Source organism: Enterobacter sp. AC1, assembly GCF_050434705.1.
GTDB lineage: Bacteria > Pseudomonadota > Gammaproteobacteria > Enterobacterales > Enterobacteriaceae > Enterobacter > Enterobacter cloacae_L.
Genome location: NZ_JBNDIZ010000001.1, coordinates 745,611 through 770,282, shown reverse-complemented (window position 1 = coordinate 770,282; position 24,672 = coordinate 745,611). Strand labels below are relative to the sequence as shown.

At 56.6% G+C, this 24,672-nt stretch carries 23 protein-coding genes; 15 read left to right on the top strand and 8 right to left on the bottom strand.

Going from position 1 to position 24,672, the window contains the following annotated elements:
- Positions 1 to 14: 14 nt before the first annotated feature.
- Positions 15 to 281, bottom strand: coding sequence for a DUF1161 domain-containing protein (locus M2433_RS03615; RefSeq protein ID WP_059311314.1), 267 nt, complete (start codon positions 279 to 281; stop codon positions 15 to 17).
- Positions 282 to 379: 98 nt separating this feature from the next.
- Between M2433_RS03615 and M2433_RS03610 the strand changes: the two genes are divergently transcribed.
- Positions 380 to 1,096, top strand: a complete 717-nt coding sequence (locus M2433_RS03610; protein ID WP_429052908.1) for a YnfC family lipoprotein — start codon at positions 380 to 382, stop codon at positions 1,094 to 1,096.
- A 17-nt stretch (positions 1,097 to 1,113) separates the two neighbouring features.
- Here M2433_RS03610 and speG read toward each other — a convergent pair whose 3' ends face one another.
- Both speG and M2433_RS03600 read right to left on the bottom strand, forming a co-directional pair.
- Positions 1,114 to 1,674, bottom strand: a complete 561-nt coding sequence (gene speG / locus M2433_RS03605) for a spermidine N1-acetyltransferase (RefSeq protein ID WP_047348678.1) — start codon at positions 1,672 to 1,674, stop codon at positions 1,114 to 1,116.
- Entirely contained in the window at positions 1,674 to 2,012 is a 339-nt protein-coding gene (locus tag M2433_RS03600; protein WP_047348677.1) for a DUF1283 family protein, read from the bottom strand. The genes speG and M2433_RS03600 overlap by 1 nt, the downstream gene beginning before the upstream one ends.
- 152 nt (positions 2,013 to 2,164) lie before the next feature.
- Here M2433_RS03600 and M2433_RS03595 point away from each other — a divergent pair, with 152 nt between their 5' ends.
- The 6 genes from M2433_RS03595 to M2433_RS03570 all read left to right on the top strand — a co-directional run bounded on the left by M2433_RS03595 (position 2,165) and on the right by M2433_RS03570 (position 9,348).
- Positions 2,165 to 2,491 carry a YnfA family protein gene (locus tag M2433_RS03595; protein WP_429052907.1) on the top strand — a complete coding sequence of 109 codons (327 nt, stop codon included), beginning with the start codon at positions 2,165 to 2,167 and terminating at the stop codon, positions 2,489 to 2,491.
- A 111-nt stretch (positions 2,492 to 2,602) separates the two neighbouring features.
- The gene (manD, locus tag M2433_RS03590; protein WP_429052906.1) at positions 2,603 to 3,817 is read left to right on the top strand and encodes a D-mannonate dehydratase ManD; all 1,215 of its coding nucleotides are present in this window, start codon (positions 2,603 to 2,605) and stop codon (positions 3,815 to 3,817) included.
- Positions 3,818 to 3,831: 14 nt separating this feature from the next.
- A complete protein-coding gene (locus M2433_RS03585) occupies positions 3,832 to 4,851 on the top strand; it encodes a Zn-dependent oxidoreductase (RefSeq protein ID WP_429052905.1) in 1,020 nt (339 codons plus the stop codon).
- Positions 4,852 to 4,924: 73 nt separating this feature from the next.
- Complete coding sequence (locus M2433_RS03580; protein ID WP_429052904.1) at positions 4,925 to 6,289, top strand: MFS transporter; 1,365 nt, start codon at positions 4,925 to 4,927, stop codon at positions 6,287 to 6,289.
- Between the two features lie 24 nt (positions 6,290 to 6,313).
- Positions 6,314 to 7,648, top strand: a complete 1,335-nt coding sequence (locus M2433_RS03575; protein WP_059311319.1) for an MFS transporter — start codon at positions 6,314 to 6,316, stop codon at positions 7,646 to 7,648.
- A gap of 236 nt (positions 7,649 to 7,884) precedes the next feature.
- Positions 7,885 to 9,348: a mannitol dehydrogenase family protein gene (locus M2433_RS03570; protein WP_429052903.1), complete on the top strand. Its 1,464-nt coding sequence runs from the start codon at positions 7,885 to 7,887 to the stop codon at positions 9,346 to 9,348.
- A gap of 42 nt (positions 9,349 to 9,390) precedes the next feature.
- Here the strand turns inward: M2433_RS03570 and ydfZ are convergent, their stop codons facing one another.
- Complete coding sequence (gene ydfZ / locus M2433_RS03565; protein WP_025757991.1) at positions 9,391 to 9,594, bottom strand: putative selenium delivery protein YdfZ; 204 nt, start codon at positions 9,592 to 9,594, stop codon at positions 9,391 to 9,393.
- 286 nt (positions 9,595 to 9,880) lie between these two features.
- Between ydfZ and M2433_RS03560 the strand changes: the two genes are divergently transcribed.
- Entirely contained in the window at positions 9,881 to 10,312 is a 432-nt protein-coding gene (locus M2433_RS03560; RefSeq protein WP_059311321.1) for a universal stress protein, read from the top strand.
- Between the two features lie 35 nt (positions 10,313 to 10,347).
- On the opposite strand, the gene M2433_RS03555 is transcribed toward M2433_RS03560, so the two are convergent.
- Positions 10,348 to 11,034, bottom strand: coding sequence for a GntR family transcriptional regulator (locus M2433_RS03555; protein WP_047348670.1), 687 nt, complete (start codon positions 11,032 to 11,034; stop codon positions 10,348 to 10,350).
- A gap of 91 nt (positions 11,035 to 11,125) precedes the next feature.
- Positions 11,126 to 11,872 carry a bifunctional NADP-dependent 3-hydroxy acid dehydrogenase/3-hydroxypropionate dehydrogenase YdfG gene (ydfG, locus tag M2433_RS03550; RefSeq protein ID WP_429052902.1) on the bottom strand — a complete coding sequence of 249 codons (747 nt, stop codon included), beginning with the start codon at positions 11,870 to 11,872 and terminating at the stop codon, positions 11,126 to 11,128.
- 142 nt (positions 11,873 to 12,014) lie between these two features.
- Between ydfG and dcp the strand changes: the two genes are divergently transcribed.
- From dcp to M2433_RS03535, 3 genes are all read left to right on the top strand, one after another.
- Positions 12,015 to 14,048 (top strand): peptidyl-dipeptidase Dcp, encoded by a 2,034-nt coding sequence (dcp, locus tag M2433_RS03545; RefSeq protein ID WP_429052901.1) that lies wholly within the window; start codon positions 12,015 to 12,017, stop codon positions 14,046 to 14,048.
- 411 nt (positions 14,049 to 14,459) lie between these two features.
- A complete protein-coding gene (locus tag M2433_RS03540; RefSeq protein WP_429052899.1) occupies positions 14,460 to 16,007 on the top strand; it encodes a methyl-accepting chemotaxis protein in 1,548 nt (515 codons plus the stop codon).
- A gap of 425 nt (positions 16,008 to 16,432) precedes the next feature.
- Positions 16,433 to 17,638: an MFS transporter gene (locus M2433_RS03535; protein ID WP_429052897.1), complete on the top strand. Its 1,206-nt coding sequence runs from the start codon at positions 16,433 to 16,435 to the stop codon at positions 17,636 to 17,638.
- A 19-nt stretch (positions 17,639 to 17,657) separates the two neighbouring features.
- Here the strand turns inward: M2433_RS03535 and M2433_RS03530 are convergent, their stop codons facing one another.
- On the bottom strand, positions 17,658 to 18,647 hold the full coding sequence (locus M2433_RS03530) for a 2-hydroxyacid dehydrogenase (RefSeq protein WP_429052895.1): 990 nt from the start codon (positions 18,645 to 18,647) through the stop codon (positions 17,658 to 17,660).
- A gap of 210 nt (positions 18,648 to 18,857) precedes the next feature.
- Between M2433_RS03530 and M2433_RS03525 the strand changes: the two genes are divergently transcribed.
- From M2433_RS03525 to M2433_RS03515, 3 genes are read left to right on the top strand one after another with little or no spacing between them, the layout of a single operon-like run.
- A complete protein-coding gene (locus M2433_RS03525; protein ID WP_429052893.1) occupies positions 18,858 to 21,497 on the top strand; it encodes a YdbH family protein in 2,640 nt (879 codons plus the stop codon).
- Positions 21,494 to 21,685, top strand: coding sequence for a YnbE family lipoprotein (locus M2433_RS03520; protein ID WP_014169918.1), 192 nt, complete (start codon positions 21,494 to 21,496; stop codon positions 21,683 to 21,685). Before M2433_RS03525 ends, M2433_RS03520 begins: the two co-directional genes overlap by 4 nt.
- A 7-nt stretch (positions 21,686 to 21,692) precedes the next feature.
- Positions 21,693 to 22,010, top strand: coding sequence for a YdbL family protein (locus M2433_RS03515; protein ID WP_429052891.1), 318 nt, complete (start codon positions 21,693 to 21,695; stop codon positions 22,008 to 22,010).
- On the opposite strand, the gene feaR is transcribed toward M2433_RS03515, so the two are convergent.
- Positions 22,011 to 22,919, bottom strand: a complete 909-nt coding sequence (gene feaR, locus M2433_RS03510; protein ID WP_429053107.1) for a transcriptional regulator FeaR — start codon at positions 22,917 to 22,919, stop codon at positions 22,011 to 22,013.
- A gap of 241 nt (positions 22,920 to 23,160) precedes the next feature.
- Between feaR and M2433_RS03505 the strand changes: the two genes are divergently transcribed.
- Positions 23,161 to 24,660 carry an aldehyde dehydrogenase family protein gene (locus tag M2433_RS03505; protein WP_429052889.1) on the top strand — a complete coding sequence of 500 codons (1,500 nt, stop codon included), beginning with the start codon at positions 23,161 to 23,163 and terminating at the stop codon, positions 24,658 to 24,660.
- Positions 24,661 to 24,672 lie beyond the last annotated feature (12 nt).

Sequence of the window (24,672 nt, the reverse complement as noted above, 5' to 3'; positions counted from 1 at the left end):
GGATTGTGGGTAAATTACTGAGCGTCCGCAGCCCCGCTGCCGGTTCGGGTGTACAAAATTTTAAAGGTGTCGTTAGCACAATGGCCCACCACCTGCGTGCCCGGCTGGTCGGCCTGGTCGTTCGGCACAATGCTCAGCGTGAAGCCTGATTCCGGCACGCCGTTGTTGATGATTTTCTGCTGAATGTCGCTTTTCACGCGCTCGCAGGAATCCGGCGCCGCCAGCGCGGCCGTTGAGGCACTCATTAACAGCAGGGCGGTAATCCAGGGTAACCGTTTCATTTGTAGCTCCTTTTCTCTGTGTGTAGATTAATTTTAGCAGGCTTCGTGTAAACAACTGTATTTGCTAATATGATTGGGAATAATCTCCCTGTACGGTAATGAATGTGAAGAAATACGCAGCGATAACGCTACTGGCAGCAGCACTGGTGGGGTGCGACAACAGCTCCGCGCCGCTGTCGTTTACGCCCGAGATGGCGAGCTTTTCGAACGAATTTGATTTTGATCCTCTGCGCGGCCCGGTCAAAGACTTTACCCAGACGCTGTTCAACGAGAAGGGTGAAGTGTCCAAACGGATCGCCGGCACCGTGTCGGCGGAAGGGTGTTTTGATACGCTGGAGCTGCACGACCTTGAGGCCAACACCGGCGTGGCGCTGGTGCTGGATGCCAATTACTACCTTGATGCGGAAACCCAGCAGCGAAAAGTGAAGCTGCAGGGGAAATGCCAGCTGGCCGAACTGCCATCAGCCGGGGTGACGTGGGATACCGACGACAACGGTTTTGTGGTGGCGGCGCACGGCAAAGAGATGGAAGTGAAGTATCGCTACGATTCGGACGGCTACCCGCTGGGCAAAACCACCGTCTCCGGGGATCAGCATCTGTCCGTCCAGGCCACGCCGTCAAAAGACGTGCGCAAAAGAATGGATTACTCTGCCGTGAGTATGCTGAACGATAAGCCGCTGGGCAACGTAACGCAGAGCTGCGACTACGATCGCCACAATAATCCGGTGAGCTGCGACCTGACCATCACGGACGATAGCGTCAAACCCGCCGTTGAGCGCAAGTACACCATCAAAAACACGATTGAATACTACTGAGAGTAAAGCCGCGCAGGTTACTGCGCGGTAGGTTTCAGCAGGCTGGCGCCTGACGGTTTGTGTCCGGCCAGGTGCTGATGCTGGAAGATGCACATGCGAATGGTATTGCGGTATTCACCGTTGATAAAGAACTCGTGTATCAGCTCACCTTCCACCATAAAGCCCAGCTTGCGGTAGATATGGATCGCTTTCTCGTTCTCTTTGTCCACAATCAGGTAAAGCTTGTAGAGATTCAGAACGTTGAATCCGTAATCCATTGCCAGCTTCGCCGCCCGTGAGGCAAGGCCCTTTCCCTGATGCTCAGGGGAGATGATGATCTGGAACTCCGCCCGGCGGTGAACGTGGTTGATTTCAACCAGCTCCACAAGACCGGCTTTTTCACCTTCGCACTCCACCACAAAACGACGTTCGCTCTGATCGTGAATGTGCTTATCGTAGAGATCGGACAGCTCGACAAAGGCCTCGTAAGGCTCTTCGAACCAGTAGCGCATCACGCTGGCATTGTTGTCGAGCTGGTGGACAAAGCGCAGGTCTTCACGCTCCAGCGGGCGGAGCTTAATGTCGCAGGGAGCCGACATTATGGAGCTACCGTACGGCCAGTGCGGCGATCCAGGCAGCGCAGAGTGTTAGGCTCCCAGTAAGCGTTGACGTTAGCGCTTTGCTGACACTTATCGCGCGCGTCAAAAGCGACATCTTCTTTGTCCCACTCTTTTTCAGCACGTTTGTTAACCTTCTGACGAAGGTTACGGGTGTCATTCCATTGTTCTTTGTCCATGGCGGCGTTCTGACGGCTCTGCGCGCTGTCACCAGACTCAATAATGAGCTTGCTGGTTTCCGCCGTCGCAGAGGCGGCAAAGGCGAACGATGACAGCGCCAGCACGGCTGTCAGACAAAGGCGTTTGCTTAATGTGGTCATAGCGTTTCCTTTTAAATGGGTGCAGATAATCAAGTTACCCCGTACAGATTCTACACCAAAGCGAAATCACGGCATACCCGCGGAGCGGGTATGGAAAAGTAAAGGACATCATCAGGTATGATGTCTAAATAAATCCTCACCTGATATGAAATATGCTTAAAACGACGCTGCTTTTTTTTGCCACCGCGCTCTGTGAAATCGTCGGCTGTTTTCTGCCCTGGCTCTGGCTGAAAAAGGGAGGAAGCGCATTTTTACTGATCCCGGCGGGCGTTGCGCTGGCCCTGTTCGTCTGGCTGTTAACGCTGCATCCGGCGGCCGGCGGCCGCGTTTACGCGGCTTACGGCGGCGTCTATGTCTGCACGGCGCTGCTCTGGTTACGCGTGGTGGACGGCGTCAAGCTCAGCGCGTACGACTGGGCCGGCGCGCTGATTGCCCTGTGCGGTATGCTGATTATTGTGGCGGGATGGGGGCGGGCCTGAGCCTCCGGATTTTGTGATCGTCAGCTGATTTTATGATCATTATACTTGTATGGTAGTAGGGTTGGTGGGTAAATTTCCGGCATCACAACGAACGATGTAAGGAAAGGAATTATGAAGATTGTCGCGGCTGACGTGTTTGTTACCTGCCCGGGGCGGAACTTTGTCACCCTAAAAATCACCACCGATGAGGGGATTGTCGGCCTCGGTGACGCTACGCTGAACGGGCGCGAGCTCTCCGTGGCCTCTTATCTGAAGGATCACCTTTGCCCCCAGCTGATTGGCCGCGATGCGCACCGCATTGAAGATATCTGGCAGTTTTTCTATAAAGGCGCCTACTGGCGCCGCGGCCCGGTCACCATGTCGGCTATCTCCGCCGTGGATATGGCGCTGTGGGACATCAAAGCCAAAGCCGCCAACATGCCGCTTTACCAGCTGCTGGGCGGCGCCTCCCGGGAAGGGGTGATGGTGTATTGCCACACTACCGGTCACACCATTGACGACGTGCTGGAAGATTACGCCCGCCATAAAGAAATGGGCTTTAAGGCGATCCGCGTTCAGTGCGGCGTGCCGGGCATGAAAACCACCTACGGCATGGCCAAAGGAAAAGGGCTGGCCTACGAGCCTGCGACCAAAGGCGACTGGCCGGAAGAGCAGCTCTGGTCTACCGAAAAATACCTCGATTTCACACCGAAGCTGTTCGACGCGGTGCGCAGCCAATTCGGCTTCAATGAGCATCTTTTGCACGACATGCACCACCGCCTGACGCCGATCGAAGCGGCGCGCTTCGGCAAGAGCATCGAAGCGTTCCGCATGTTCTGGATGGAAGACCCGACCCCTGCGGAAAACCAGGCCTGCTTCCGTCTAATCCGCCAGCACACCGTCACGCCGATTGCGGTGGGCGAAGTGTTCAACAGCATCTGGGACTGCAAGCAGCTGATAGAAGAGCAGCTTATCGACTATATCCGCACCACCATTACCCACGCGGGCGGGATCACCGGGATGCGTCGCATCGCGGACTTCGCTTCGCTCTACCAGGTGCGTACCGGTTCACACGGCCCGTCGGATCTGTCGCCCGTGTGCCACGCGGCCGCGCTGCATTTCGACCTGTGGGTGCCGAACTTTGGCGTGCAGGAATATATGGGCTATTCCGAACAGATGCTGGAGGTCTTCCCGCACAGCTGGCGGTTTGATAACGGCTATATGCATCCGGGCGATAAGCCGGGCCTGGGCATCGAATTTGATGAAAAACTGGCAGCGAAGTATCCGTACGATCCTGCCTATCTGCCGGTCGCCCGCCTTGAAGACGGCACGCTGTGGAACTGGTAAACGAGGAGCGAACGATGAAAAGCGTAGTAATTCAACAGCCGGACCAGCTGGTCATTGAAGAGCGTCCACTCCCGCTGCCGGGCGCAGGTGAAGTGCGCGTTAAGGTTAAACTGGCCGGGATTTGCGGTTCAGACAGCCACATCTACCGCGGGCATAATCCGTTTGCGAAGTATCCGCGCGTCATCGGCCATGAGTTTTTTGGCGTGATTGACGCCGTGGGCGAGGGCGTTGACAGCGCGCGCCTGGGCCAGCGCGTCTCGGTCGATCCGGTGATCAGCTGCGGGCACTGCTACCCGTGCTCCGTGGGTAAGCCTAACGTCTGCACCTCGCTGGTGGTGCTGGGCGTTCACCGCGACGGCGGGTTCAGCGAATATGCGGCAGTGCCCGCTAAAAATGCCTGGCCCATCCCGGATGCGATCCCGGATAAACACGCCGTCATGGTTGAGCCTTTCACCATTGCCGCCAACGTGACGGGGCAGGCCAGTCCCACTGAACAGGACGTTGCGCTGATTTATGGTGCGGGCCCAATGGGGCTGGTCACCGTGCAGGCGCTGAAGGGCGTCTACAGGGTGAAGCAGGTTATCGTGGTTGACCGCATAGGCGAACGGCTGGCGATGGCACAGCGCAGCGGCGCAGACTGGGTCTTGAATAACGGCGAGCAGTCGCTGCAGGCCGCGCTGGACGAAAAAGGCATTAAACCGACGCTAATCATTGATGCCGCCTGCCATCCGACGATTTTGCAGGAGGCGGTAACCCTGGCTTCTCCGGCGGCGCGCATCGTGCTGATGGGCTTCTCCAGCGAGCCGAGCCAGGTCGTTCAGCAGGGCATCACCGGCAAAGAGCTGGCGATATTCTCCTCGCGCCTGAATGCCAACAAATTCCCGGTCGTCATCGACTGGCTGGAAAAGGGGCTGATCGACCCTGAAAAACTGGTTACCCATACCTTTGACTACCAACACGTTACGGACGCCATCGAACTGTTTGAGAAAGACCAGCGGCAGTGCTGCAAAGTGTTACTCACGTTCGGCCAATAATCCTGTAAGCGGTTAAGAGCCTGCGCAGACAGGCTCTAAGTGGTACGCATCTTACCTTTCAGAGATAGCCATTATGACGCAAGCACAACCTCAAAGAACCACTTCCGATCTGGTGAAAGCCGCCGTTTCCGGCTGGCTGGGCACCGCCCTGGAGTTTATGGACTTTCAGCTTTACTCGCTGGGGGCGGCCCTGGTCTTCCATGAGATCTTCTTCCCGGAACAGTCTGCCGCGATGGCGCTGATCCTGGCAATGGGAACCTACGGCGCAGGCTATATTGCGCGTATCGTCGGGGCCTTTATTTTCGGCCGAATGGGCGACAGCATCGGCCGTAAGAAGGTGCTATTTATCACCATCACCATGATGGGGATCTGCACCACGCTGATTGGCGTCCTGCCGACCTACGCGCAGATCGGTATTTTCGCTCCGGTACTGCTGGTTACGCTGCGTATTATTCAGGGGCTGGGTGCCGGGGCCGAGATCTCCGGGGCCGGGACCATGCTGGCGGAGTATGCGCCAAAAGGAAAACGCGGCATCATCTCCTCGCTGGTGGCGATGGGCACCAACTGCGGGACGCTGAGCGCAACGGCTATCTGGGCCATTATGTTCTTTGTCCTCGACCGCGAACAGCTGCTCGCCTGGGGCTGGCGCGTGCCGTTCCTGGCAAGCGTCGTGGTGATGATTTTTGCCATCTGGCTGCGAATGAACCTCAAGGAGAGCCCGGTCTTTGAGAAAGTGAACGACGAAGAACGCGCGGTGCAGGACACCTCGCTGGGCGCCATGGTGAAAAGTAAATCCTTCTGGCTGGCAACCGGCCTGCGGTTTGGTCAGGCCGGTAACTCGGGGCTGATCCAGACTTTCCTCGCCGGGTATCTGGTCCAGACGCTGCTGTTCGATAAAGCCATCCCTACCGACGCGCTGATGATCAGCTCCATTCTCGGGTTCATCTCCATCCCGCTGCTGGGCTGGCTTTCCGATAAAGTGGGTCGCCGTCTGCCGTACATTATCCTCAATATCTCGGCCATTATCCTGGCCTACCCGATGCTGTCGATTATCGTTGATAAGAGCTATGCACCGGGAACGATCATGCTCTCTATCATCGTTATCCATAACTTCGCCGTACTGGGGCTGTTTGCGCTGGAAAATATCACCATGGCGGAGATGTTTGGTTCACGGAATCGCTTTACCCGCATGGCTATCTCAAAAGAGGCGGGCGGTCTGGTGGCAGTGGGCTTTGGTCCGGTTCTGGCGGGGATCTTCTGCAATATGACCGGCTCCTGGTGGCCAATTGTTGCCATGCTGGTGGCCTATTCCGTGATTGGGCTAATCTCGGCGCTCCTGATGCCAGAGGTGCGGGACCGTGATTTGAGTCTTGCAGAAGACGCTGCGGAACACACGGCGCAGCAGGGGGTATCCCAACGCAGCACGCGATTCATTTAACATCTTTTTAGCAGGAACAAACACATGGTGAGTTCAGTTGATGTAAACAATGAAGTGGATAACACCCCTGTTATCAAGCGCGTGGCGACCGCTTCGGCGATTGGTACCGCGGCCGAGTATTACGACTTCTTTGCCTATGGCACGGCCGCGGTGCTGTTTTTCGGTCATCTTTTTTTCCCGAGCAGCGACCCGCTGATTAGCACGCTTGCCGCCTTCGCAACCTATGCGGTGGGCTTCCTGGCTCGTCCTGTCGGCGGCATTGTGTTCGGTCATATCGGCGACAAAGTCGGACGTAAAAAAGCGCTGGTAATGACTATCCTGATCGTCGGGCTAGGGACATTTTGTATCGGCCTTCTGCCTACGTATGAAAAAATTGGCATCTGGGCGCCGGTGTTACTGATTTTGATCCGCATACTGCAGGGGTTTGGCGTGGGCGGCGAACAGGCGGGCGCGGTCCTGATGACGGCAGAATACTCCACGCCCAAACGACGCGGATTCTTTGCCAGCTGGGTACAGGTGGGGGCGCCGGCGGGTTTTCTGCTGCCGATGGCCTTGTTTGCCTTGCTCAACATCGTCCTGACGCCTGAAGAGATGATGAGCTACGGCTGGCGCATTCCTTTCCTGCTCAGCGCGGTGCTGGTGCTGGTTGGTTTGTTTATTCGTCTGCGCATCGATGAGTCACCGGTGTTTGCCAAAATCCGTGAGACCAAAGCCGTAGAGTCTCGCCCGGTGATAGAAGTGGTACGAGATTATCCGGGCATTGTGGCAAAAGGCGTTTGTGCCAAGCTAATCGAAGCCTGCACGTTCGCGATGTTTACGGTTATCGTGCTGGCCTACGGGAAAGCCAACGGTCTCAGCGCCACGATCCTGATGGAAACGATGATCGTCGCTGTTCTGCTGGAGATTTTTGCGATCCCGCTCATGGGTGCGCTCAGCGACAGGATTGGCCGCAAGCCGGTTTACATTATGGGGGCACTTCTGCAGGTAGTGGCTATCGTGCCGTTCTTTATGGCTATCAATCAGGACAGCTACTGGCTGACGCAAATAGCGATGATTGCCGTGATTACCTTCGGCCACAGCATGTGCTATGCCCCACAGGCATCCTATTTTCCGGAACTGTTCCCGACCCATATCCGCTGTAGCGGCATTGCGCTGATCTGGCAGGTGGGCTCGCTGATTGGCAGCGGCGTTCTCGGCCTGGTGGCGGTTAAAATATTGCAAATGACGCACGGCCACTACTATGGCATGGCGGCCTACGTGATTGTCCTTGGCGCGATCTCGGTGGTGGGCCTGTTGACCCTGCCTGAAACTGCGCCTCGTCGGCGCGAGAGCGAGTATCAGGAGTGGGGAAAACATTAAGTTCATAAGAGAGGTGATGGTTTATATCTTTTGAAATCTATCACACAGCTTGATGTTTATGTCACACCACCTGACCAAAAGTTAATATAAATCAAAATCACAAACGGCAGTATCAGTATGGTGGATGGCAGTAATCTTTTACCCCGACTGCCATTCTAGTTGGTGTAGTCAGCAGGCGCTGCCGCTTCACAAAAAGCGGCAGCGATCCACAGCTTTCTAATTAACGAGTCTTAATCATGGAAAACACGTTATTACAGGCCAGGGCGACGCTGCCTCAGTACGATCGCAACAGCCTTAAAGCACGCATTGTTCATTTAGGGTTTGGCGCTTTTCACCGCGCGCATCAGGCGGTGTATGCCGATATTCTCGCGGCTGAGCACAGAAGCGACTGGGGCTACTGTGAGGTTAACCTGATTGGCGGCGAGCAGCAGATTGCCGATCTGAACGCGCAGGATAAGCTCTATACCGTGGCGGAAATGTCCGCCGATGCGTGGACATCCCGCGTGGTTGGCGTCGTCAAAAAGGCGCTGCATGCGCAGGTTGACGGGCTTGAGACCGTGCTGGCCGCGATGTGCGAACCGCAGGTGGCGATTGTCTCGCTAACCATCACCGAGAAAGGGTACTGCCATTCCCCGGCGACCGGGCAACTGATGCTCGATCACCCGTTTATTGTTGCCGACCTGCAAAACCCGCACCAGCCAAAATCCGCACCGGGCGTGGTCGTGGAAGCGCTGGCGCGGCGCAAGGCGGCGGGCCTGCCTGCGTTCAGCGTGATGTCCTGCGACAACATGCCGGAGAACGGCCACGTGATGCGCAACGTCACGTGCGCTTACGCCCGTGCGGTAGACGGCGAGCTGGCGGACTGGATCGAAGCCCACGTTACCTTCCCGTCCACCATGGTGGATCGCATCGTGCCCGCGGTTACGCCCGATACGCTGGATAAAATCGAACGGCTGACCGGCGTCCGCGATCCCGCCGCGGTGGCCTGTGAACCGTTCCGCCAGTGGGTGATTGAAGATAACTTTGTCGCAGGCCGTCCCGAATGGGAAAAGGCCGGAGCCGAGCTGGTGTCAGACGTCATTCCGTTTGAAGAGATGAAGCTGCGCATGCTCAACGGCAGCCACTCGTTCCTGGCGTACCTGGGCTATCTGGCGGGTTATCAGCATATCAACGAGTGTATGGAAGATGAGAACTACCGCGTCGCCGCCCACGCGCTGATGCTTAACGAGCAGGCACCAACCTTAAAAGTGCAAGGCGTTGATTTAGCGCGCTATGCCGATCTGCTGATTGCCCGCTACAGCAACCCAGCCCTGCGCCACCGCACCTGGCAAATCGCGATGGACGGCAGCCAGAAGCTCCCGCAGCGTATGCTGGATTCGGTGCGCTGGCACCTTGTGCACCAGAAACCTTTCCCGCTGCTGGCGCTGGGCGTGGCCGGCTGGATGCGCTATGTCGGCGGCGTGGATGAGCAGGGTAACGCCATCGACGTGAGCGACCCGCAGCTGGCGGTGATTCAGGCGGCAGTGAAGGGAAGTACGGATGGGGAGAGTCGGGTCAACGCGCTGCTCGGCATTGAGGCCATCTTCGGGAAAGAGTTACCGCAGGAATCAGTCTTTGTTGATGCGGTGATGAAGGCATACCAGACGTTACTGCAAAAGGGCGCGAAAGCGACCGTGGCCCAGTACGTGTCCCAACGGTAATTCAGCACATGCCGCCGTGCGCGGCGGCATGTCTGCACGCGGTTAGTGCATGCCCAGGCGAATCAGCTCGATCGGTTCGAACTTACCTTCGCATCCTTCCACTTCCACCGTTTTACTACGACGCACCTGCTCGGCATTGAGGCCGTCGCTGTGGATCGCTTTAATCACGCCGAACTGGTTTGTGCCGCTAATCATGACGCGGCTGCCAGTGGTGATTGCATTACGGTTACGGTCGTATGTCATCATGGTATTTTCTCCTCTCTAACCTGTTCGTTACGGCGCTATTTCAGGTTTGCCGTTCACGGGGCATATAAATACGCCTGTCCGCGTTTCATTTTTTTGTTTTTGATCAAACTCACACTTTTTTCTTTATTGTGCCGGGTGCTGACCGTTCAAGACGGTAATTTACAAACCAGACAGTTATTTTCTTTTACTGATAGTTTCGACAGGGAAGCGTTGAGGGTTGGTTTATATTCCCGGTGTCATGCTGGGTTCAGGAAATAACCCTTCATCGGAATAAGGAGTCAGGCTTATGTATAAGAAGATTTTGATGCCTGTTGATGTGTTTGAAATGGATTTGAGCGACAAAGCGGTGCGCCACGCGGCTAACCTTGCGAAGGCTGAGGGTGCCTCGATTACCCTGGTCAACATTCTGCCTGCCAGCAGTCGGTCTCTGCTGCGGGGATTCAATGCCGATATTAAAAAGTTTGAAGAGTATATGACCGCAGAATCCGGGAAGAAAATGAACGAGCTTAAAAGACTGTTCGATATCTCCCCTGAGAATATTCACAGCATGGTTCGCTTTGGCAACGTCCGCGATGAGATCATCAAGCTCAGCAAAGAGGGAGAATATGACGTCATCGTCATCGGGTCGAAAAATCCGAGCATCACTACGCATTTGCTGGGCTCGAATGCCGAAACAATCCTGCGCTACGCCACTATTCCGGTATTAGTCGTTCGCTAACCCTGTCGCCGCGCCCGAAAGGGGGCGGCGTAATATTACTCTTCGCTAAACCACTCGCTATTTTCCTGACGAATAAGCTGCACGGACTCGCTAATTTCCTGCAGGTGCAGCGTCATCGCTTTTTCCACGCCGTCCTGGTCGCGCTTTTCAAGCGCGCTGAAAATATCATGATGCTGTCGGAGCAACATTTCCGGCGGAGAGACGTGATCGAGACTCATGTAACGCACGCGGTCAATGGTGGCCTTGATGTTCTCGATGGTGTCCCAGGCCAGCTGGCAATCCGCAATTTGCGCCAGTTTCTGGTGGAATTCATCATCAAGCTGGAAGAAGTCATTGAGCTGCTTCCGGTCAATGGCAATACGCTGCTGATGCAGGTTCTGCTCCAGCAGGTAACACTGGTTGTCGTTGATGAGCGCCGCGGCACGGCGCGCCACCGCGCATTCAATGGCCTGGCGAACGAAACACCCGTTACGAACCTGAGAAAGTGAAATTTTATTCACGTAGCTGCCGCGCTGCGGGCGGATTTGAATCAGGCCGTTTTCCGCAAGCTTAATAAACGCTTCTCGCACCGGCTGGCGGGATACGTCAAAACGCACGGACACCTCTTTTTCAGAAAGCGGCGTTCCCGGCGGGATCAGGCAGTGGACAATATCACGTCGCAAAATGCGATAGATTTGCTGGTTTACAGGCTGGGTGGGATTAAGTTGCGATTCAGCGGCCATGAGTTGTCATTTCTCAGAGAGTTAGCCTGAACATACTACCATTCTTTTATAACCCGAAACAGACCCGGCCCGCAGGCCGGGAAGGGCACATTTAGCCTCGATGGACGCTAAGTCCGCCAAAACTCTGGCTGACTGGCATCATTTCTACGGTATTGATGTTGACGTGTTTTGGCAGCGTCGCCACCCACCAGACCGTTTCGGTGACATCTTCCGGCGTGAGCGCGTTAGCATTTTCGTAGGTCTTGCCCGCTTTCGCGTCATCGCCTTTGAATCGGACGTTGGAAAACTCGGTGCCACCTACCAGACCCGGTTCGATATCGGTGACGCGAATGGCGGTGCCGTGCAGATCGGTACGCAGGTTAAGGCTGAACTGGCGCACAAACGCTTTCGTCGCGCCATAGACGTTGCCGCCCGCATAAGGCCAGCTCCCGGCGGTGGAGCCAATATTGATAATGTGGCCGCGGTTGCGCTCGACCATGCCCGGCAGAACCGCGCGGGTCATATAGACCAGCCCTTTATTGTTGGTGTCGATCATGTTTTCCCAGTCTTCCACTCTGGCTTTATGGGCGGGCTCCATGCCCAGCGCCAGACCGGCATTGTTGACCAGCACGTCGATGGCGCGCCACTCGGCGGGCAGGTTGGCAATCATCTCTTCAATGGCCGCGCGGTTGCGTACGTCCAGCTGCGCGGTCAGGATGCTGTCGCCTAATTCGTCTTTCAGCTCCTGCAGTCGCTCCTGACGGCGACCGGTCGCAATAACCTTATGCCCGTTGGCGACGAAGCGACGCGTGATGCTTTCACCAAAACCTGCCGTTGCCCCGGTAACTAAAATAATCATCTCACTGTTCCTCAACGCTTTTTGTGTTGTACTAACATAGCACGGCCGCAGAGGGTGCGTTAAGGCAACATTTGTATGACAGCGTTGCAGGGGATAGCGGCCTGGCCTACTCTGGGAGGATACCCGTACCCAGGAGTGAAAGATGACGGCCACCAATCCCTTTTTTGAAATCAGCCTGTTGCCATACCAGGCTCCCCATTTTGATGAAATCAATGACAGCCACTATCGTCCGGCTTTCGATGAAGCCCTGCGCCAGAAGCGGGCGGACGTTGACGCCATTACCTCTCAAACGGCTGCCCCAGATTTCAATAATACCGTGCTGGCGCTGGAGAAAAGCGGCGCTTTGCTCTCGCGCGTCAGCAGCGTTTTCTTCGCCATGACCTCCGCGCACACCAATGCGTACCTGCAGGAGCTGGAGGAACAGTTCTCTACCGAGCTTGCCGAACTGGCGAACGATATCTGGCTGAATGACGTGCTTTTCGCCCGCGTGGAGAGCGTCTGGCAGGACCGCGCCGCGCTGGATGCCGAATCACACCGGCTGGTTGAGGAGATGTATCAGCGGTTTATTCTGGCCGGCGCGCGTCTGAATGAGGCAGAAAAAGCCGAGCTGAAGGCGCTGAATACCGAGGCGGCCTCCCTGACCAGCCAGTTTAATCAGCGTCTGCTGGCTGCCGATAAGACGGGCGGGCTGGTGGTGGATTATGCGCACCAGCTTGATGGGCTGAGCGCCGCTGAGATCGCTGACGCGGCGCAGGCTGCCGCGGAGCGAGGGCTAAAGGATCGCTGGCTTATCCCGCTTCTGAACACCACCCAGCAGCCCGCGCTTTCAGCGCTGCGCAATCGTCAGACGCGCGAAAACCTGTTCAACGCAGGCTGGACGCGTACCCAGAAAGGGGATGAAAACGACACCCGCGCGCTGATCCTTCGTCTGACGGCGCTGCGCGCGCGACAGGCCCGCCTGCTGGGCTTTGCGGATTACGCCAGCTGGAGTACCGCCGACCAGATGGCGAAAACCCCGGAGGCCGCGCTGGAATTTATGCGCGGCATTGTGCCTGCCGCCCGCACCCGTGCGGAACGCGAGCAGGCCGATATTCAGAAGGTCATTAATGACGAGCAGGGTGGTTTCACCGTGCAGGCCTGGGACTGGGCTTTTTACGCGGAGCGCGTGCGCCAGGCAAAATATGCCCTCGATGAGTCGCAAATCCGGCCCTATTTTGCGCTCAACACCGTGCTGCAGGATGGCGTATTCTGGGCGGCCAGCCAGCTGTTTGGCATCCGCTTCGTCGAGCGCTTCGATATTCCGGTTTATCACCCGGACGTCCGCGTATGGGAGATTTTCGACCATACGGGAGAAGGCATGGCGCTGTTTTACGGCGACTTCTTTGCACGCGATTCCAAGCAGGGCGGGGCGTGGATGGGGAATTTCGTCGAGCAATCCTTCGAGTTTGCTGCCCGTCCGGTGATCTACAACGTCTGTAATTACCAAAAACCGGCTAACGGCGGCGTCGCGCTTCTCTCCTGGGACGATGTGATAACCCTTTTCCACGAGTTTGGCCATACGCTGCACGGCCTGTTTGCCAGCCAGCGTTTCGCCACGCTGTCCGGTACCAATACCCCGCGTGACTTCGTTGAATTCCCGTCGCAAATCAACGAGCACTGGGCCAGCCACCCGCTGGTGTTTACCCACTATGCCCGCCATTACGAAACCGGCGAACCGATGCCGGACGCGCTTCGGGAAAGCATGCTCAACGCGACGCATTTCAACAAGGGCTATGATATGACGGAGCTGCTGGGGGCCGCGCTGCTGGATATGAACTGGCACGGCATCGGTGAGGCCGTGTCGAGCGTAGAGGATTTTGAAGCGGCAGCGTTGAAAAAAGAGGGGCTGGATCTGCCCGCCGTGCCGCCGCGCTACCGCAGCAGCTATTTTGCCCATATTTTCGGCGGGGGCTACGCGGCAGGGTATTACGCCTACCTGTGGACGCAAATGCTGGCGGACGATGGCTATCAGTGGTTTGTGGAGCAGGGTGGTTTGACTCGCGAAAATGGACAGAAATTCCGCGAGGCGATTTTGTCGCGCGGAAACAGCACGGATTTAGCTGAACTCTACCGGAACTGGCGCGGGCACGATCCGAAGATTGAACCGATGCTGGAGAATCGCGGGTTGAGCGAATAGCAAGCGTTCAGGCAGGAAGTACAACCGGGCCGCGCGGCCCGGTTATTTACAAAGACCGTTAACGCCGAAAACGGTCGAAAAAAAACACTATAACTTACATTTGTTAATATTTCGCAATATTTTTAAATTAAATATGTCCAATTTCGCCCTTTTTCTCGAATCTCAAATTTCATATTCCTGCAAGTTTATTTAATTATTTATTTTTCCGTAAATACACCCGCTGATAACATATAAGAATCCTCCTAATTAGTGGGTAAATATAATTTTAACACAACCTAAAGTATTAATTTTCTCTGCCGATTAGCATGGGTGTGGGCATGATGGATTCCTGATTCCATTAACCACAAAAATAAGCCGTTATTAAAATTCATCTCCAGAAGATGAACCTATGCTAATTATTAAGGAAGAGTAATGTTTAAAAATCTCAACATCGGCACCCGGCTTACCATAGCATTTGGCGCAATTGTGGTTTTAATGTCCGTCGTCTGCGGATTGCTCTATTTGAGTTTTGACAGAGTGACGGCCGTAAGCAAGCTCAACGTTCATAGCTACAAAGTGGTCGATAATCTTCGCTCCCTGACCGAAAGCCTGATCAACATGGAAACAGGTATTCGTGGTTTTGCGCTCACCGGAAGCCAGGATGTTCTTGAGCCTTTCACGCAGGGTGATGAGAGGTTTAAAAGTAAAGTAGAAGAGATTGCGGGGCTTACGCGTGATAATCCGTCGCAGCAGCAGAAATTAACATCACTTTCCAGACTTGAAGAGGAATGGAAAAGGTCATTTGCACTGCCGTTAATCCAGCGCAGGGAGAGCGTATCCCGCGGAGGCGAAAATATGGATTCGTTTATCAATAACGTTGAGCGGAATACCGGAAAAGCCCAAATGGACGCCATGCGGGGCGTTATTCAGCAAGCGCTGAGTGATGAGTACGGCATTATGGCTGAACGCCAGACCCGACTGGCTGAAGAACGCTTCCGGACGCGAATGATGATTGTCCTGGGAATGATTGCTGCGGTTATCACCGCGCTGCTGACGGGCATACTGCTGTCGCGCAGTATTCTCCGACCGCTCAAGCAGGCCGTAAATATGGCGAATACTATCGCTGCGGGCAATCTCACCTCAACCATACGTATTACCCGTATGGACGAAACCGGCACGCTGCTTGCCGCTCTGGACAACATGCAGACCCAGTTGAAAACGCTTGTCGCTGAAATCAAAGAGGCTGCGGCCTCGGTCGATCTCGCTGCCGGGGAGATTGAGCAGGGAAATATGGAGCTATCGTCTCGTACCGAGGAACAGGCGGCAGCGTTGCAACAGACCGCCGCCAGCATGGAACAGCTGACGATGACCGTTCGCAATAACACCGAGGTTGCAGAGCACACGGCCACGTCCGCGAGAAAGACGGAGGCTCTGGCACGCGAAGGTGAGTCTGCCGTGGGCGAGATGAGCGAAACGATGCAAAATATCTCGGCTAATGCCCTGAAGATTAAGGAAATCACCAGCGTTATTGAAGGGATTGCTTTCCAGACGAATATCCTGGCGCTTAACGCAGCAGTCGAGGCTGCTCGTGCCGGTGAGCATGGCCGCGGCTTCGCCGTGGTGGCGACAGAAGTCAGGAATCTGGCTCAGCGCAGCGCAACGGCGTCAAAGGAAATTGGGGCCCTGATTGAGCATGCCGTTGAGGATGTCGACAACGGTGTGTCGGTCGCATCCAGAACCGCAGAGACGATTTTACGCGCCGCCAGCAACGTGGCTACGCTTGCAGAAACGATGGATAGCCTTTCAATGGCCTCGGTTGAGCAAATGCAGGGCATCATGCAAATCAGCACGGCCGTCACCCAGATGGATGGAGTGACGCAGGGGAATGCGGCGCTTGTCGAGCAGTCCGCTGCGGCATCACAGGCTCTGACCGAGCAGTCAAGGACCCTGAAGCAGATGACGGAAAACTTTGCGATTTGATCAGCAAAAGCACAGCGTAACGGTAAAACTCCAGCGTTTTAAACGCGTCTGTTAATCAAACCTTACCGGGGACGCCTTATTAAAAGGAGGTCCCCGTGAATATTGAGAAAAGTAGCCAAACGCCAGTGACAATTAAAAAATACGGTCTACGATTTCGTAGGATGAAAAATTTAAAAAGGAGTTTCCAATGGCGATTGCCGCAATAACGGTTTTACTCGTTCTGCTGATGATTCCGGCGGCTATTCACATTTTGCTGCAGCTTATGGAAGGCTGGTGTGACACGTAGCTTCCAACGTGAGTCCCCTCTTCGGGTCGTCATATGTTTTTCAAAAAGCACCGCTACACTACCTCTTTAATTTTATTGTGCGATCGTCTCGCTGCGGGTCATCGCAGAACGCGAGCCGGATACCTTACAGGCAGGAAGTATGTCTCTTCGTTCGCTGCGGGCGTTATGCCTGACCAGTTTTTTCATTGCGGATGTTCGCGATGGCCTCGGTCCTTTTCTCGGTATTTTTCTGACCGAACGTCACTGGACCCCCGATGATATCGGCATACTGATGACGGCAGGAGGGCTGGCGGGATTGCTGGCCACGCTTCCGGCGGGATTCATCACCGACACCTCACGCAGCAAGCGGACCGTGCTGGCGCTGGTGTGCTTGCTCATTACCCTCAGTACGCTTCTGCTCTGGTTTAGCCAGCAGAGCGCTGTTGTCGCCGTCTCGCAAATTGTCACCGGTATCAGTGCGGCATTTGTCGGGCCGCTAATCGCCGGGATTACGCTGGGGCTGACCGGCCAGAGCGGGTTCAGCGCGCAGATGGGCAGAAATGAGGCGTTCAATCACGGCGGCAACTTTGCTACCGCGCTGATTGCGGGCGGCATTGCCTGGTACTGGGGCGTCGGCGGGATATTCCTGCTGATGACCTGCACGACGCTGCTAACGCTGTGCGCGCTGCTGGCCATTCGCAGCGACGATATCGATAACAATGCCGCGCGAGGGCTGTCATCCTCAGAGAGCCTGCCGGTTCCCGGCTTTGCGGTGCTGATGAAAAACCGCGCGCTGTTTGTGACCGGCCTGACGCTGATGCTGTTCCACCTGGCAAACGCCGCGCTGCTGCCGATGCTGAGCATGAGGGTTGCAGCGGCACCTGCCTCGATTAACCCCGGCCTGTATGCGGCGGGCACCGTCATCATCTCTCAGGCCGTGATGATCCCCGTCGCCATCTGGGTGGCACATCGCATAGAGCGATACGGCTACTGGCGCTTAATTATGCTGGCGCTGCTGGTGATGCCTCTGCGCGCGGCGCTGGCGGCGTCCACGGACGCGCCCGTAATGATGATTCCGGTACAAATTCTCGACGGGCTGGCCGCCGGGATCCTGGGGGTCGTGGTTCCGTCGTTTATTGTGGTGCTGTTGCGCGGGAGCGGGCACGTCAATGCCGGGCAGAGCGTGGTGATGCTGATGCAGGGGGTTGGGGCATCCATGAGTCCGGCGTTAACCGGCACGATCGCGGGGCACTACTCATTTGCGACGGCATTCAGCGTACTGAGCGCGATTGCCCTGCTGGCCGTCCTGCTCTGGTGGCGCGTTGCCCACCGTAACTGGGAAACAAACGTGCCGGGTGAGGTATAGACGCCACCCGGCGTTGGGCTTAAGCCAGTTCGTTAGGGCAGGCTTCACCCTTTTCCAGCTGCTGTAAATTACCCAGCGTCGTTTCTGAAATGCTGATCAGCGCTTCGGCGGTCAGAAACGCCTGGTGCCCGGTAAAGAGCACGTTATGGCAGGCAGAGAGGCGACGGAACACGTCGTCCTGGATCACATCATTAGACTTGTCTTCAAAGAACAGATCGCGTTCGTTCTCATACACGTCCATCCCCAGCGCGCCAATCTTCTGGGTTTTCAGCGCTTCGATAGCGGCCTGGGAGTCAACCAGCCCGCCGCGGCTGGTGTTGATGATCATCACGCCGTCTTTCATCTGGTCAAACGCCGCCTGGTTAAGCAGGTGGTAGTTTTCCGGCGTCAGCGGGCAGTGCAGGGAGATCACGTCAGACTGCGAGAACAGGGTCGGCAGGTCGACGTACTCCACGCCCAGATCCAGCGCCGCCGCGCTTGGGTACGGATCGAACGCCAGCAGACGCATGCCGAAGCCTTTTAAAATGCGCAGGGCAGCCACGCCGATTTTACCGGTCCCGATCACGCCGGCGGTTTTGCCGTACATGGTAAAGCCGGTTAACCCTTCCAGCGAGAAGTTGGCGTCACGGGTACGCTGGTAAGCGCGGTGAATACGACGGTTGAGCGACATCATCATGCCAATCGCATGTTCCGCGACCGCTTCCGGGGAGTAGGCCGGGACACGAACCACCTTCAGACCCAGCTCTTTCGCCGCGTCGAGGTCCACGTTATTAAAGCCCGCACAGCGCAGGGCGATGTACTTCACCCCGTGTTTTTTCAACTCCTCCAGCACCGGACGACTGCCGTCATCGTTAACAAAGATGCAGACGCCTTCACAGCCGTGCGCCGTTTTGGCGGTTTTTTCGGACAGCAGAAAGTCGAAAAATTCAAGCTCAAACCCGTAAGCCTCGTTAACATGTTGCAGATACTTTTTGTCGTACTGCTTTGTGCTATATACCGCGAGTTTCATAAGACTTTCTCCAGTGATTTTACATTCACGTTAGCATGATTAAAATTATCTTACAATTTCTAAAATATTATTGAATTCAATAAGTTCTATCAATTATTCTAGAGCATCTATCCTTAAAAATGGCATTCCCTTCAACTAACTGGCTAAACATGCGACAATGATCGGCACTGCCGGCTTAATTCTTTCGCTAAATCAGGATATTAACTGCCCATGAAGGGTAAATACAAAGCCGCACTTGCGCTTTTACTGCTGTTCATATTGGTGCCGCTGACGCTGCTGATGACGCTCGCCCAGTGGGTACCGACGCTCGCCGGGATCTGGCTGCCCGTCGGGACGCGCATTGCTTTCGAAGAGAGCCCGAAGCTCACTCGTCACGCGCTGGTCATCCCCGATCTCCGCTATCTGGTTGAAGACTGCGAGATTGCCCGTATCAATAACGTGACGCTGTCACATCCCAGCCGCTGGAAGCTGGATATTGGCGCGCTGGATTTAAACTCGGTCTGCCTCAGCAAAATTCCCCAGTCCGCGCCGTCAACGGTTGCCCCCAAAACGCTGGCCCAGTGGCAGGCGGTATTGCCCAACACCTGGCTCACCGTTCATCGTCTGACGCTTTCGCCCTGGCAGCAGTGGCAGGGTGAGCTGAACGCGTCGCTGACCCCTTCAAGCCAGGAGATCGCCTACAAAGGCGAGCAGGTCAGCATTAAAGGAACGCTTCGCGGCCAGACGCTCTCCGTCAGCCAGTTCGATATTCAGCTTCCGGATCAACCGCAGCCTATTAAGCTGGTGGGCGAGTTCACCCTGCCGCTGGTTCCGGACGGCGTGCCGGTGAAGGGCCACGCGGTCGCGACCTTTAACGTGCCACAGTTAACGTCCCTGGTCGATGCCGATCTCGACTGGGAAGATAATCAGGGGCAGCTGGTGGTGATGGCGCGAGACAACCCCGATCCGCTGCTCGACCTGCCGTGGCAGGTTACCGCAGAACAGCTGAACATCAGCGACGGGCGCTGGAACTGGGATCTTTCCGGTATGCCGCTGAGCGGGCGCGTTTCGCTTCGCGCCGACAACTGGCAGCAGGGGCTGGAGAAAACCACCCTGACCGGCAGACTGAACGTGCTGACGCACGGCGATGCCGGGAAAGGCAACGCGGTACTGAATATTGGCCCCGGCAGGCTCAGCATGGAAAACAGCGACATGCCGCTGCACCTGAGCGGCGAGGCGAAGCAAAACGATCTCATTCTTTACGCCCGGCTGCCGGCAAAACTGACCGGCAGCCTGTATGAACCGCAGCTCGACTTTGAGCCGGGCGCGCTGCTCCGCTCGCGCGGGCGCATCATCAACTCACTCGACATCGATGAAATCCGCTGGCCGCTGGCGGGCGTGAAGCTCACGCAGAAGGGCGTGGACGGACGTCTACAGGCCATTCTGCGCGCCCATGAAAACGAGATGGGCGATTTTGAGCTCCACCTGGACGGGCAGGCCAGCGACTTTTTACCCGACAACGGCCTGTGGCAGTGGCGCTACTGGGGGAAAGGCGGCTTTACGCCGATGAATGCCCGCTGGGACGTCGCCGGAAAAGGCGAGTGGCGCGACAAGCTTATCGAGCTGACGGCGCTCTCCACCGGCTTTGACAAGCTTCAGTACGGTACGATGGACGTCAGCAAGCCGCGTCTGGTGCTGGATCGGCCGGTGCGCTGGTTCCGCGACCCTGAAAAGCCGAGCTTCAGCGGCGCGCTGTCGCTCAACGCCGGGCAAACCCGTTTCTCCGGCGGCAGCTTTTTGCCGCCGTCGGTCCTGACCTTCAGCGTCGACGGCACCGACCCGACGATATTTCAGTTTAAGGGCGACCTGCATGCGGACAAAATCGGCCCGGTACAGGTCAACGGTCGCTGGGATGGCGTACGTCTTCGCGGGCAGGCCTGGTGGCCGAAACAGTCGCTCACCGTCTTCCAGCCGCTGATCCCGCCGGACTGGAAAATGACGCTGCGCGCCGGGGAACTCTATGCGCAGGTCGCCTTCTCGGCGGCGGCCGACCAGGGCTTTGAAGCGGGTGGGCACGGGGTGCTGAAGTCCGGCAGCGCCTGGATGCCTGATAACCAGATCAACGGCGTCGATTTTGTGCTGCCGTTCCGCTTTAGCGAGGGGACCTGGTCCCTGGGCACGCGTGGCCCGGTCACGTTACGCATTGGCGAAGTGGTAAACCTGGTGACCGCGCGCAACATCACCGCCGACTTACAGGGGGATTATCCCTGGACGGAGGACAATCCGCTTCTGCTCACCAACGTAAAGGTAGAAACCCTCGGCGGGAAGATCACCATGCAGCAGCTGAGGATGCCGCAGCACGATCCGGCCCTGCTGCGCGTGGATAATATCTCCTCGAGCGAACTGATCAGCGCCGTGAATCCGAAACAGTTTGCCATGTCGGGCCCGGTCAGCGGGGCGTTGCCGTTCTGGCTGGACAATGAAAAATGGATCGTTAAAGATGGCTGGCTGACCAACCCGGGCCCCATGACGCTGCGTATCGACAAAGACACGGCAGACGCCATCGTGAAGGATAATATGGTGGCGGGTGCCGCGATTAACTGGCTCCGCTATATGGAAATTTCGCGCTCGTGGACGAGAATCAATTTAGATAACCTGGGTGAATTAACCATGCAGGCAACCATCAAGGGTACCAGCCGCGTGGATGGCAAAAGCAGCTCCGTCAACCTGAACTATACCCACGACGAGAATGTCTTTACCCTCTGGCGCAGCCTGCGTTTTGGAGACAACCTGCAAACCTGGTTTGAGCAACATGCGGCGATACCTGCTCCCCGCAGTTCGACTGGCAAGGAAAGTGAGGAACAACAATGAAAAAGATGGCTGGTGTGCTCACCGTTGCCGTTGCCGCGCTACTGACGGGCTGTACGCCGCGCATAGAAGTCGCTGCACCGAAGGAGCCGATTACCATCAATATGAATGTCAAAATCGAACATGAGATCCATATTAAGGTCGATAAAGACGTTGAAACCCTGCTGAAATCGCGCAGCGATCTGTTCTGAGGACGTCATGAAACGATTAGCTCTGATTTTACTGGCATTAGGGATGAACGTGCAGGCGGCTGCGCTGACCTTAAACGATGCGCGGTCGCAGGGGCGCGTGGGGGAAACCCTCAGCGGGTATATTGCCCCGATTCAACAGGACGCGGAAACGCTGGCGCTGGTCAGCCGTATTAACGCGGCGCGCGCGGAAAACTACCAGAAGCTGGCCGACAGCAATAATTTGCCTGTCGATGAAGTGGCGAAAATGGCGGGTCAAAAACTGGTTGCTCGCGCGCAGCCGGGCGAGTACGTGAAGGGCATTAACGGAAAATGGCTCAGGAAGTAGCTAGCGGTAGCGCCTGCGGTATTCGCCCGGCGAGACGCCAAAACGCTGCTTAAACGCCGTTGAAAAATGGCTATGGTCGGTGAACCCCCAGCTGTAGCCAATCCCCGCCAGCTTTTCATCATCCCCGGCCGAGCGCAGCACCTGCGCGCAGAGATCCAGACGACGGTTTTTGATGTACTGCGCCACCACCAGCCCCTTCTCGGCAAACATGCGGTAGAGGCTGCGCACGGACATTCCGCTCTCGGCGGCAATCCATTCCGGGCGCAGAGATTCAGACTGAATATGGTCGTCAATCATCGCCACCACGTGCTGGAACTGGCGTTCCTTACGCGGCTGAATCAGCTCGCGCTGCTGGAAAGCGGGGCGCAGCAGGCAGACCATCGCCTCGAGCGCCGCTTCACTCTCCCGGTCACTCAGGTCGGCGTTGCTCATGCTGTCCATCAACAGGCGATGGCTCAGCTGGACCGTCGGCAACGAGCGGGAAAGGGGGAGCGCGCAGCTTATCTCCTGAAACCGACACTGCTGCTCAATAATCTGGCGGGGGACCAGCAGAGAAATCTGGCGGGATTTTTCCTGCCAGTTGATTGAGCAGGGGCGCGATGCATCAAGCAGCGTGATATCACCGGTTTTAAGCACCGCGCGGCGGTCGTCCTGTTCAATCTCCGCGCTGCCTTCTAGCTGGAACACGGTATAGAACCAGGCATCGTTACTCTGAGCGATCTCCTGACGAGAGCGGAACAGGTTAACGCCGCCGGCGGTCACGGTACTGAGCTTCAGGCTGCGCGCGTAGCTGGTTTCCAGTTCACCGAAGAATTTTCCCTCCAGAGGCCGCGCGTTAAAGCGCCCGCAAACCTGGTTAATTTGCGCCAGCCACTGCTGATACTGTTCCTTCTCGCTTGCACACGCCATCGTTTCTCTCACTGCACCGTCAACGTTTTCGCATTGTTGCATTTGTGTTGCATTTTGTCAGAGCTCTGGGCCTGACTATAGGAAAGAACACTCACCGGGGACAGCGATATAAGACGGAATTATCACGATTTGCGGAGCCTGTCACAGGTGGCAAAGCGAATGTCACAGAGACAAAAGCGAGAATGCGAAACCCCTCTTAGACTGGATTAACACCCTGCGAATAATAACGAAGGAGTATCCTATGTCTGAATCACAGGTGGCTATTCAGCCTGCCGTGCAGCAGTTTTTGGACCGACATCATGGCCTGTGGATTGAAGGGCGTCAGGCCGCGTCGGACAGTGAAAAACGGCTCAATGTCTACAACCCGGCCACCGGCGAGGTGATTGCCTCGACGGCCGATGCCAGCGTCGATGACGTCGACCGCGCGGTGATGTCCGGCTGGCGCGCCTTTGTCGCCCGCAGCTGGGCCGGAAAATTACCGGCTGAGCGCGAGCGGATCCTGCTGCATTTTGCCGATCTGGTTGAGCAGCATAGCGAGGAGCTGGCCCAGCTAGAAACGCTGGAGCAGGGCAAGTCTATCAACATTTCCCGCGCCTTTGAAGTGGGCTGCACCCTCAACTGGATGCGCTATACCGCCGGGCTGACCACCAAGATTTCGGGTAAAACGCTCGACCTCTCCATTCCAATGCCGCAGGGCGCACGCTACCAGGCGTGGACGCGCAAAGAGCCGGTTGGCGTGGTGGCCGGAATTGTGCCCTGGAACTTCCCGCTGATGATCGGGATGTGGAAAGTGATGCCTGCGCTGGCTGCGGGTTGCTCTATCGTCATTAAACCGTCCGAAACCACGCCGCTGACCATGCTGCGCGTGGCGGAACTGGCCAGCGAAGCGGGCATACCGGACGGGGTGTTTAACGTGGTAACCGGGAGCGGCGCGGTGTGTGGCGCAGCGCTCACCTCGCATCCGCATATTGCCAAGGTCAGTTTTACCGGCTCAACGGCAACGGGCAAACACATCGCCCGTGCGGCAGCGGACACGCTGACCGGGGTGACTCTCGAACTGGGGGGCAAAAACCCGGCGATTGTGCTGATGGACGCCGACCCGGCGTGGGTGATAGAGGGGTTAATGACCGGCAGCTTCCTGAACCAGGGACAGGTCTGCGCGGCAAGCTCCCGCATCTATATTGAAGCACCGCTGTTTGACACGCTGGTCAGCGGGTTTGAGCAGGCGGTGAAATCCCTGAGCGTCGGGCCGGGCATGTCCCCGGAGGCGTTTATCAACCCGCTGGTGTCGCGCGCGCATTGCGACAAGGTGCAGACCTTCCTTGATGAAGCAAAAACGCGCAACGCGGAGCTGATCGTCGGGAACCGTGGCCCGGAAGGCAAAGGCTATTACGTTTCGCCTACGCTGGTGGTGAACCCGGATGCCGCGCTGCGGTTGACCCGCGAAGAGGTATTCGGCCCGGTGGTCAACCTGGTGCGCGTCTCCGACGGGGAAGAGGCGCTCCAGCTGGCAAATGACACCGAATATGGCCTGACGGCCAGCGTCTGGACGCAGAATATCAGCAAGGCGCTGGAATATACCGACAGGCTGCAGGCGGGCACCGTCTGGGTGAACAGCCATACGTTGATCGACGCCAACCTGCCGTTCGGCGGGATGAAGCAGTCCGGCACCGGACGCGACTTTGGCCCGGACTGGCTGGACGGCTGGTGCGAAACCAAATCGGTGTGCGTGCGGTACTAAAAACAAGCCGGG

What these genes read in the sequence shown, in the direction of transcription:
- M2433_RS03535 (WP_429052897.1), top strand. Translation starts at nt 16,433, where the DNA reads ATGTCTCTTCGTTCGCTGCGGGCGTTATGCCTGACCAGTTTTTTCATT.
- M2433_RS03555 (WP_047348670.1), bottom strand. Translation starts at nt 11,034, where the DNA reads ATGGCCGCTGAATCGCAACTTAATCCCACCCAGCCTGTAAACCAGCAA.
- manD (WP_429052906.1), top strand. Translation starts at nt 2,603, where the DNA reads ATGAAGATTGTCGCGGCTGACGTGTTTGTTACCTGCCCGGGGCGGAAC.
- M2433_RS03580 (WP_429052904.1), top strand. Translation starts at nt 4,925, where the DNA reads ATGACGCAAGCACAACCTCAAAGAACCACTTCCGATCTGGTGAAAGCC.
- ydfG (WP_429052902.1), bottom strand. Translation starts at nt 11,872, where the DNA reads ATGATTATTTTAGTTACCGGGGCAACGGCAGGTTTTGGTGAAAGCATC.
- M2433_RS03585 (WP_429052905.1), top strand. Translation starts at nt 3,832, where the DNA reads ATGAAAAGCGTAGTAATTCAACAGCCGGACCAGCTGGTCATTGAAGAG.
- M2433_RS03570 (WP_429052903.1), top strand. Translation starts at nt 7,885, where the DNA reads ATGGAAAACACGTTATTACAGGCCAGGGCGACGCTGCCTCAGTACGAT.
- ydfZ (WP_025757991.1), bottom strand. Translation starts at nt 9,594, where the DNA reads ATGATGACATACGACCGTAACCGTAATGCAATCACCACTGGCAGCCGC.
- dcp (WP_429052901.1), top strand. Translation starts at nt 12,015, where the DNA reads ATGACGGCCACCAATCCCTTTTTTGAAATCAGCCTGTTGCCATACCAG.
- M2433_RS03505 (WP_429052889.1), top strand. Translation starts at nt 23,161, where the DNA reads ATGTCTGAATCACAGGTGGCTATTCAGCCTGCCGTGCAGCAGTTTTTG.
- M2433_RS03610 (WP_429052908.1), top strand. Translation starts at nt 380, where the DNA reads ATGAATGTGAAGAAATACGCAGCGATAACGCTACTGGCAGCAGCACTG.
- M2433_RS03600 (WP_047348677.1), bottom strand. Translation starts at nt 2,012, where the DNA reads ATGACCACATTAAGCAAACGCCTTTGTCTGACAGCCGTGCTGGCGCTG.
- speG (WP_047348678.1), bottom strand. Translation starts at nt 1,674, where the DNA reads ATGTCGGCTCCCTGCGACATTAAGCTCCGCCCGCTGGAGCGTGAAGAC.
- M2433_RS03525 (WP_429052893.1), top strand. Translation starts at nt 18,858, where the DNA reads ATGAAGGGTAAATACAAAGCCGCACTTGCGCTTTTACTGCTGTTCATA.
- M2433_RS03530 (WP_429052895.1), bottom strand. Translation starts at nt 18,647, where the DNA reads ATGAAACTCGCGGTATATAGCACAAAGCAGTACGACAAAAAGTATCTG.
- M2433_RS03540 (WP_429052899.1), top strand. Translation starts at nt 14,460, where the DNA reads ATGTTTAAAAATCTCAACATCGGCACCCGGCTTACCATAGCATTTGGC.
- feaR (WP_429053107.1), bottom strand. Translation starts at nt 22,919, where the DNA reads ATGGCGTGTGCAAGCGAGAAGGAACAGTATCAGCAGTGGCTGGCGCAA.
- M2433_RS03575 (WP_059311319.1), top strand. Translation starts at nt 6,314, where the DNA reads ATGGTGAGTTCAGTTGATGTAAACAATGAAGTGGATAACACCCCTGTT.
- M2433_RS03615 (WP_059311314.1), bottom strand. Translation starts at nt 281, where the DNA reads ATGAAACGGTTACCCTGGATTACCGCCCTGCTGTTAATGAGTGCCTCA.
- M2433_RS03520 (WP_014169918.1), top strand. Translation starts at nt 21,494, where the DNA reads ATGAAAAAGATGGCTGGTGTGCTCACCGTTGCCGTTGCCGCGCTACTG.
- M2433_RS03595 (WP_429052907.1), top strand. Translation starts at nt 2,165, where the DNA reads ATGCTTAAAACGACGCTGCTTTTTTTTGCCACCGCGCTCTGTGAAATC.
- M2433_RS03560 (WP_059311321.1), top strand. Translation starts at nt 9,881, where the DNA reads ATGTATAAGAAGATTTTGATGCCTGTTGATGTGTTTGAAATGGATTTG.
- M2433_RS03515 (WP_429052891.1), top strand. Translation starts at nt 21,693, where the DNA reads ATGAAACGATTAGCTCTGATTTTACTGGCATTAGGGATGAACGTGCAG.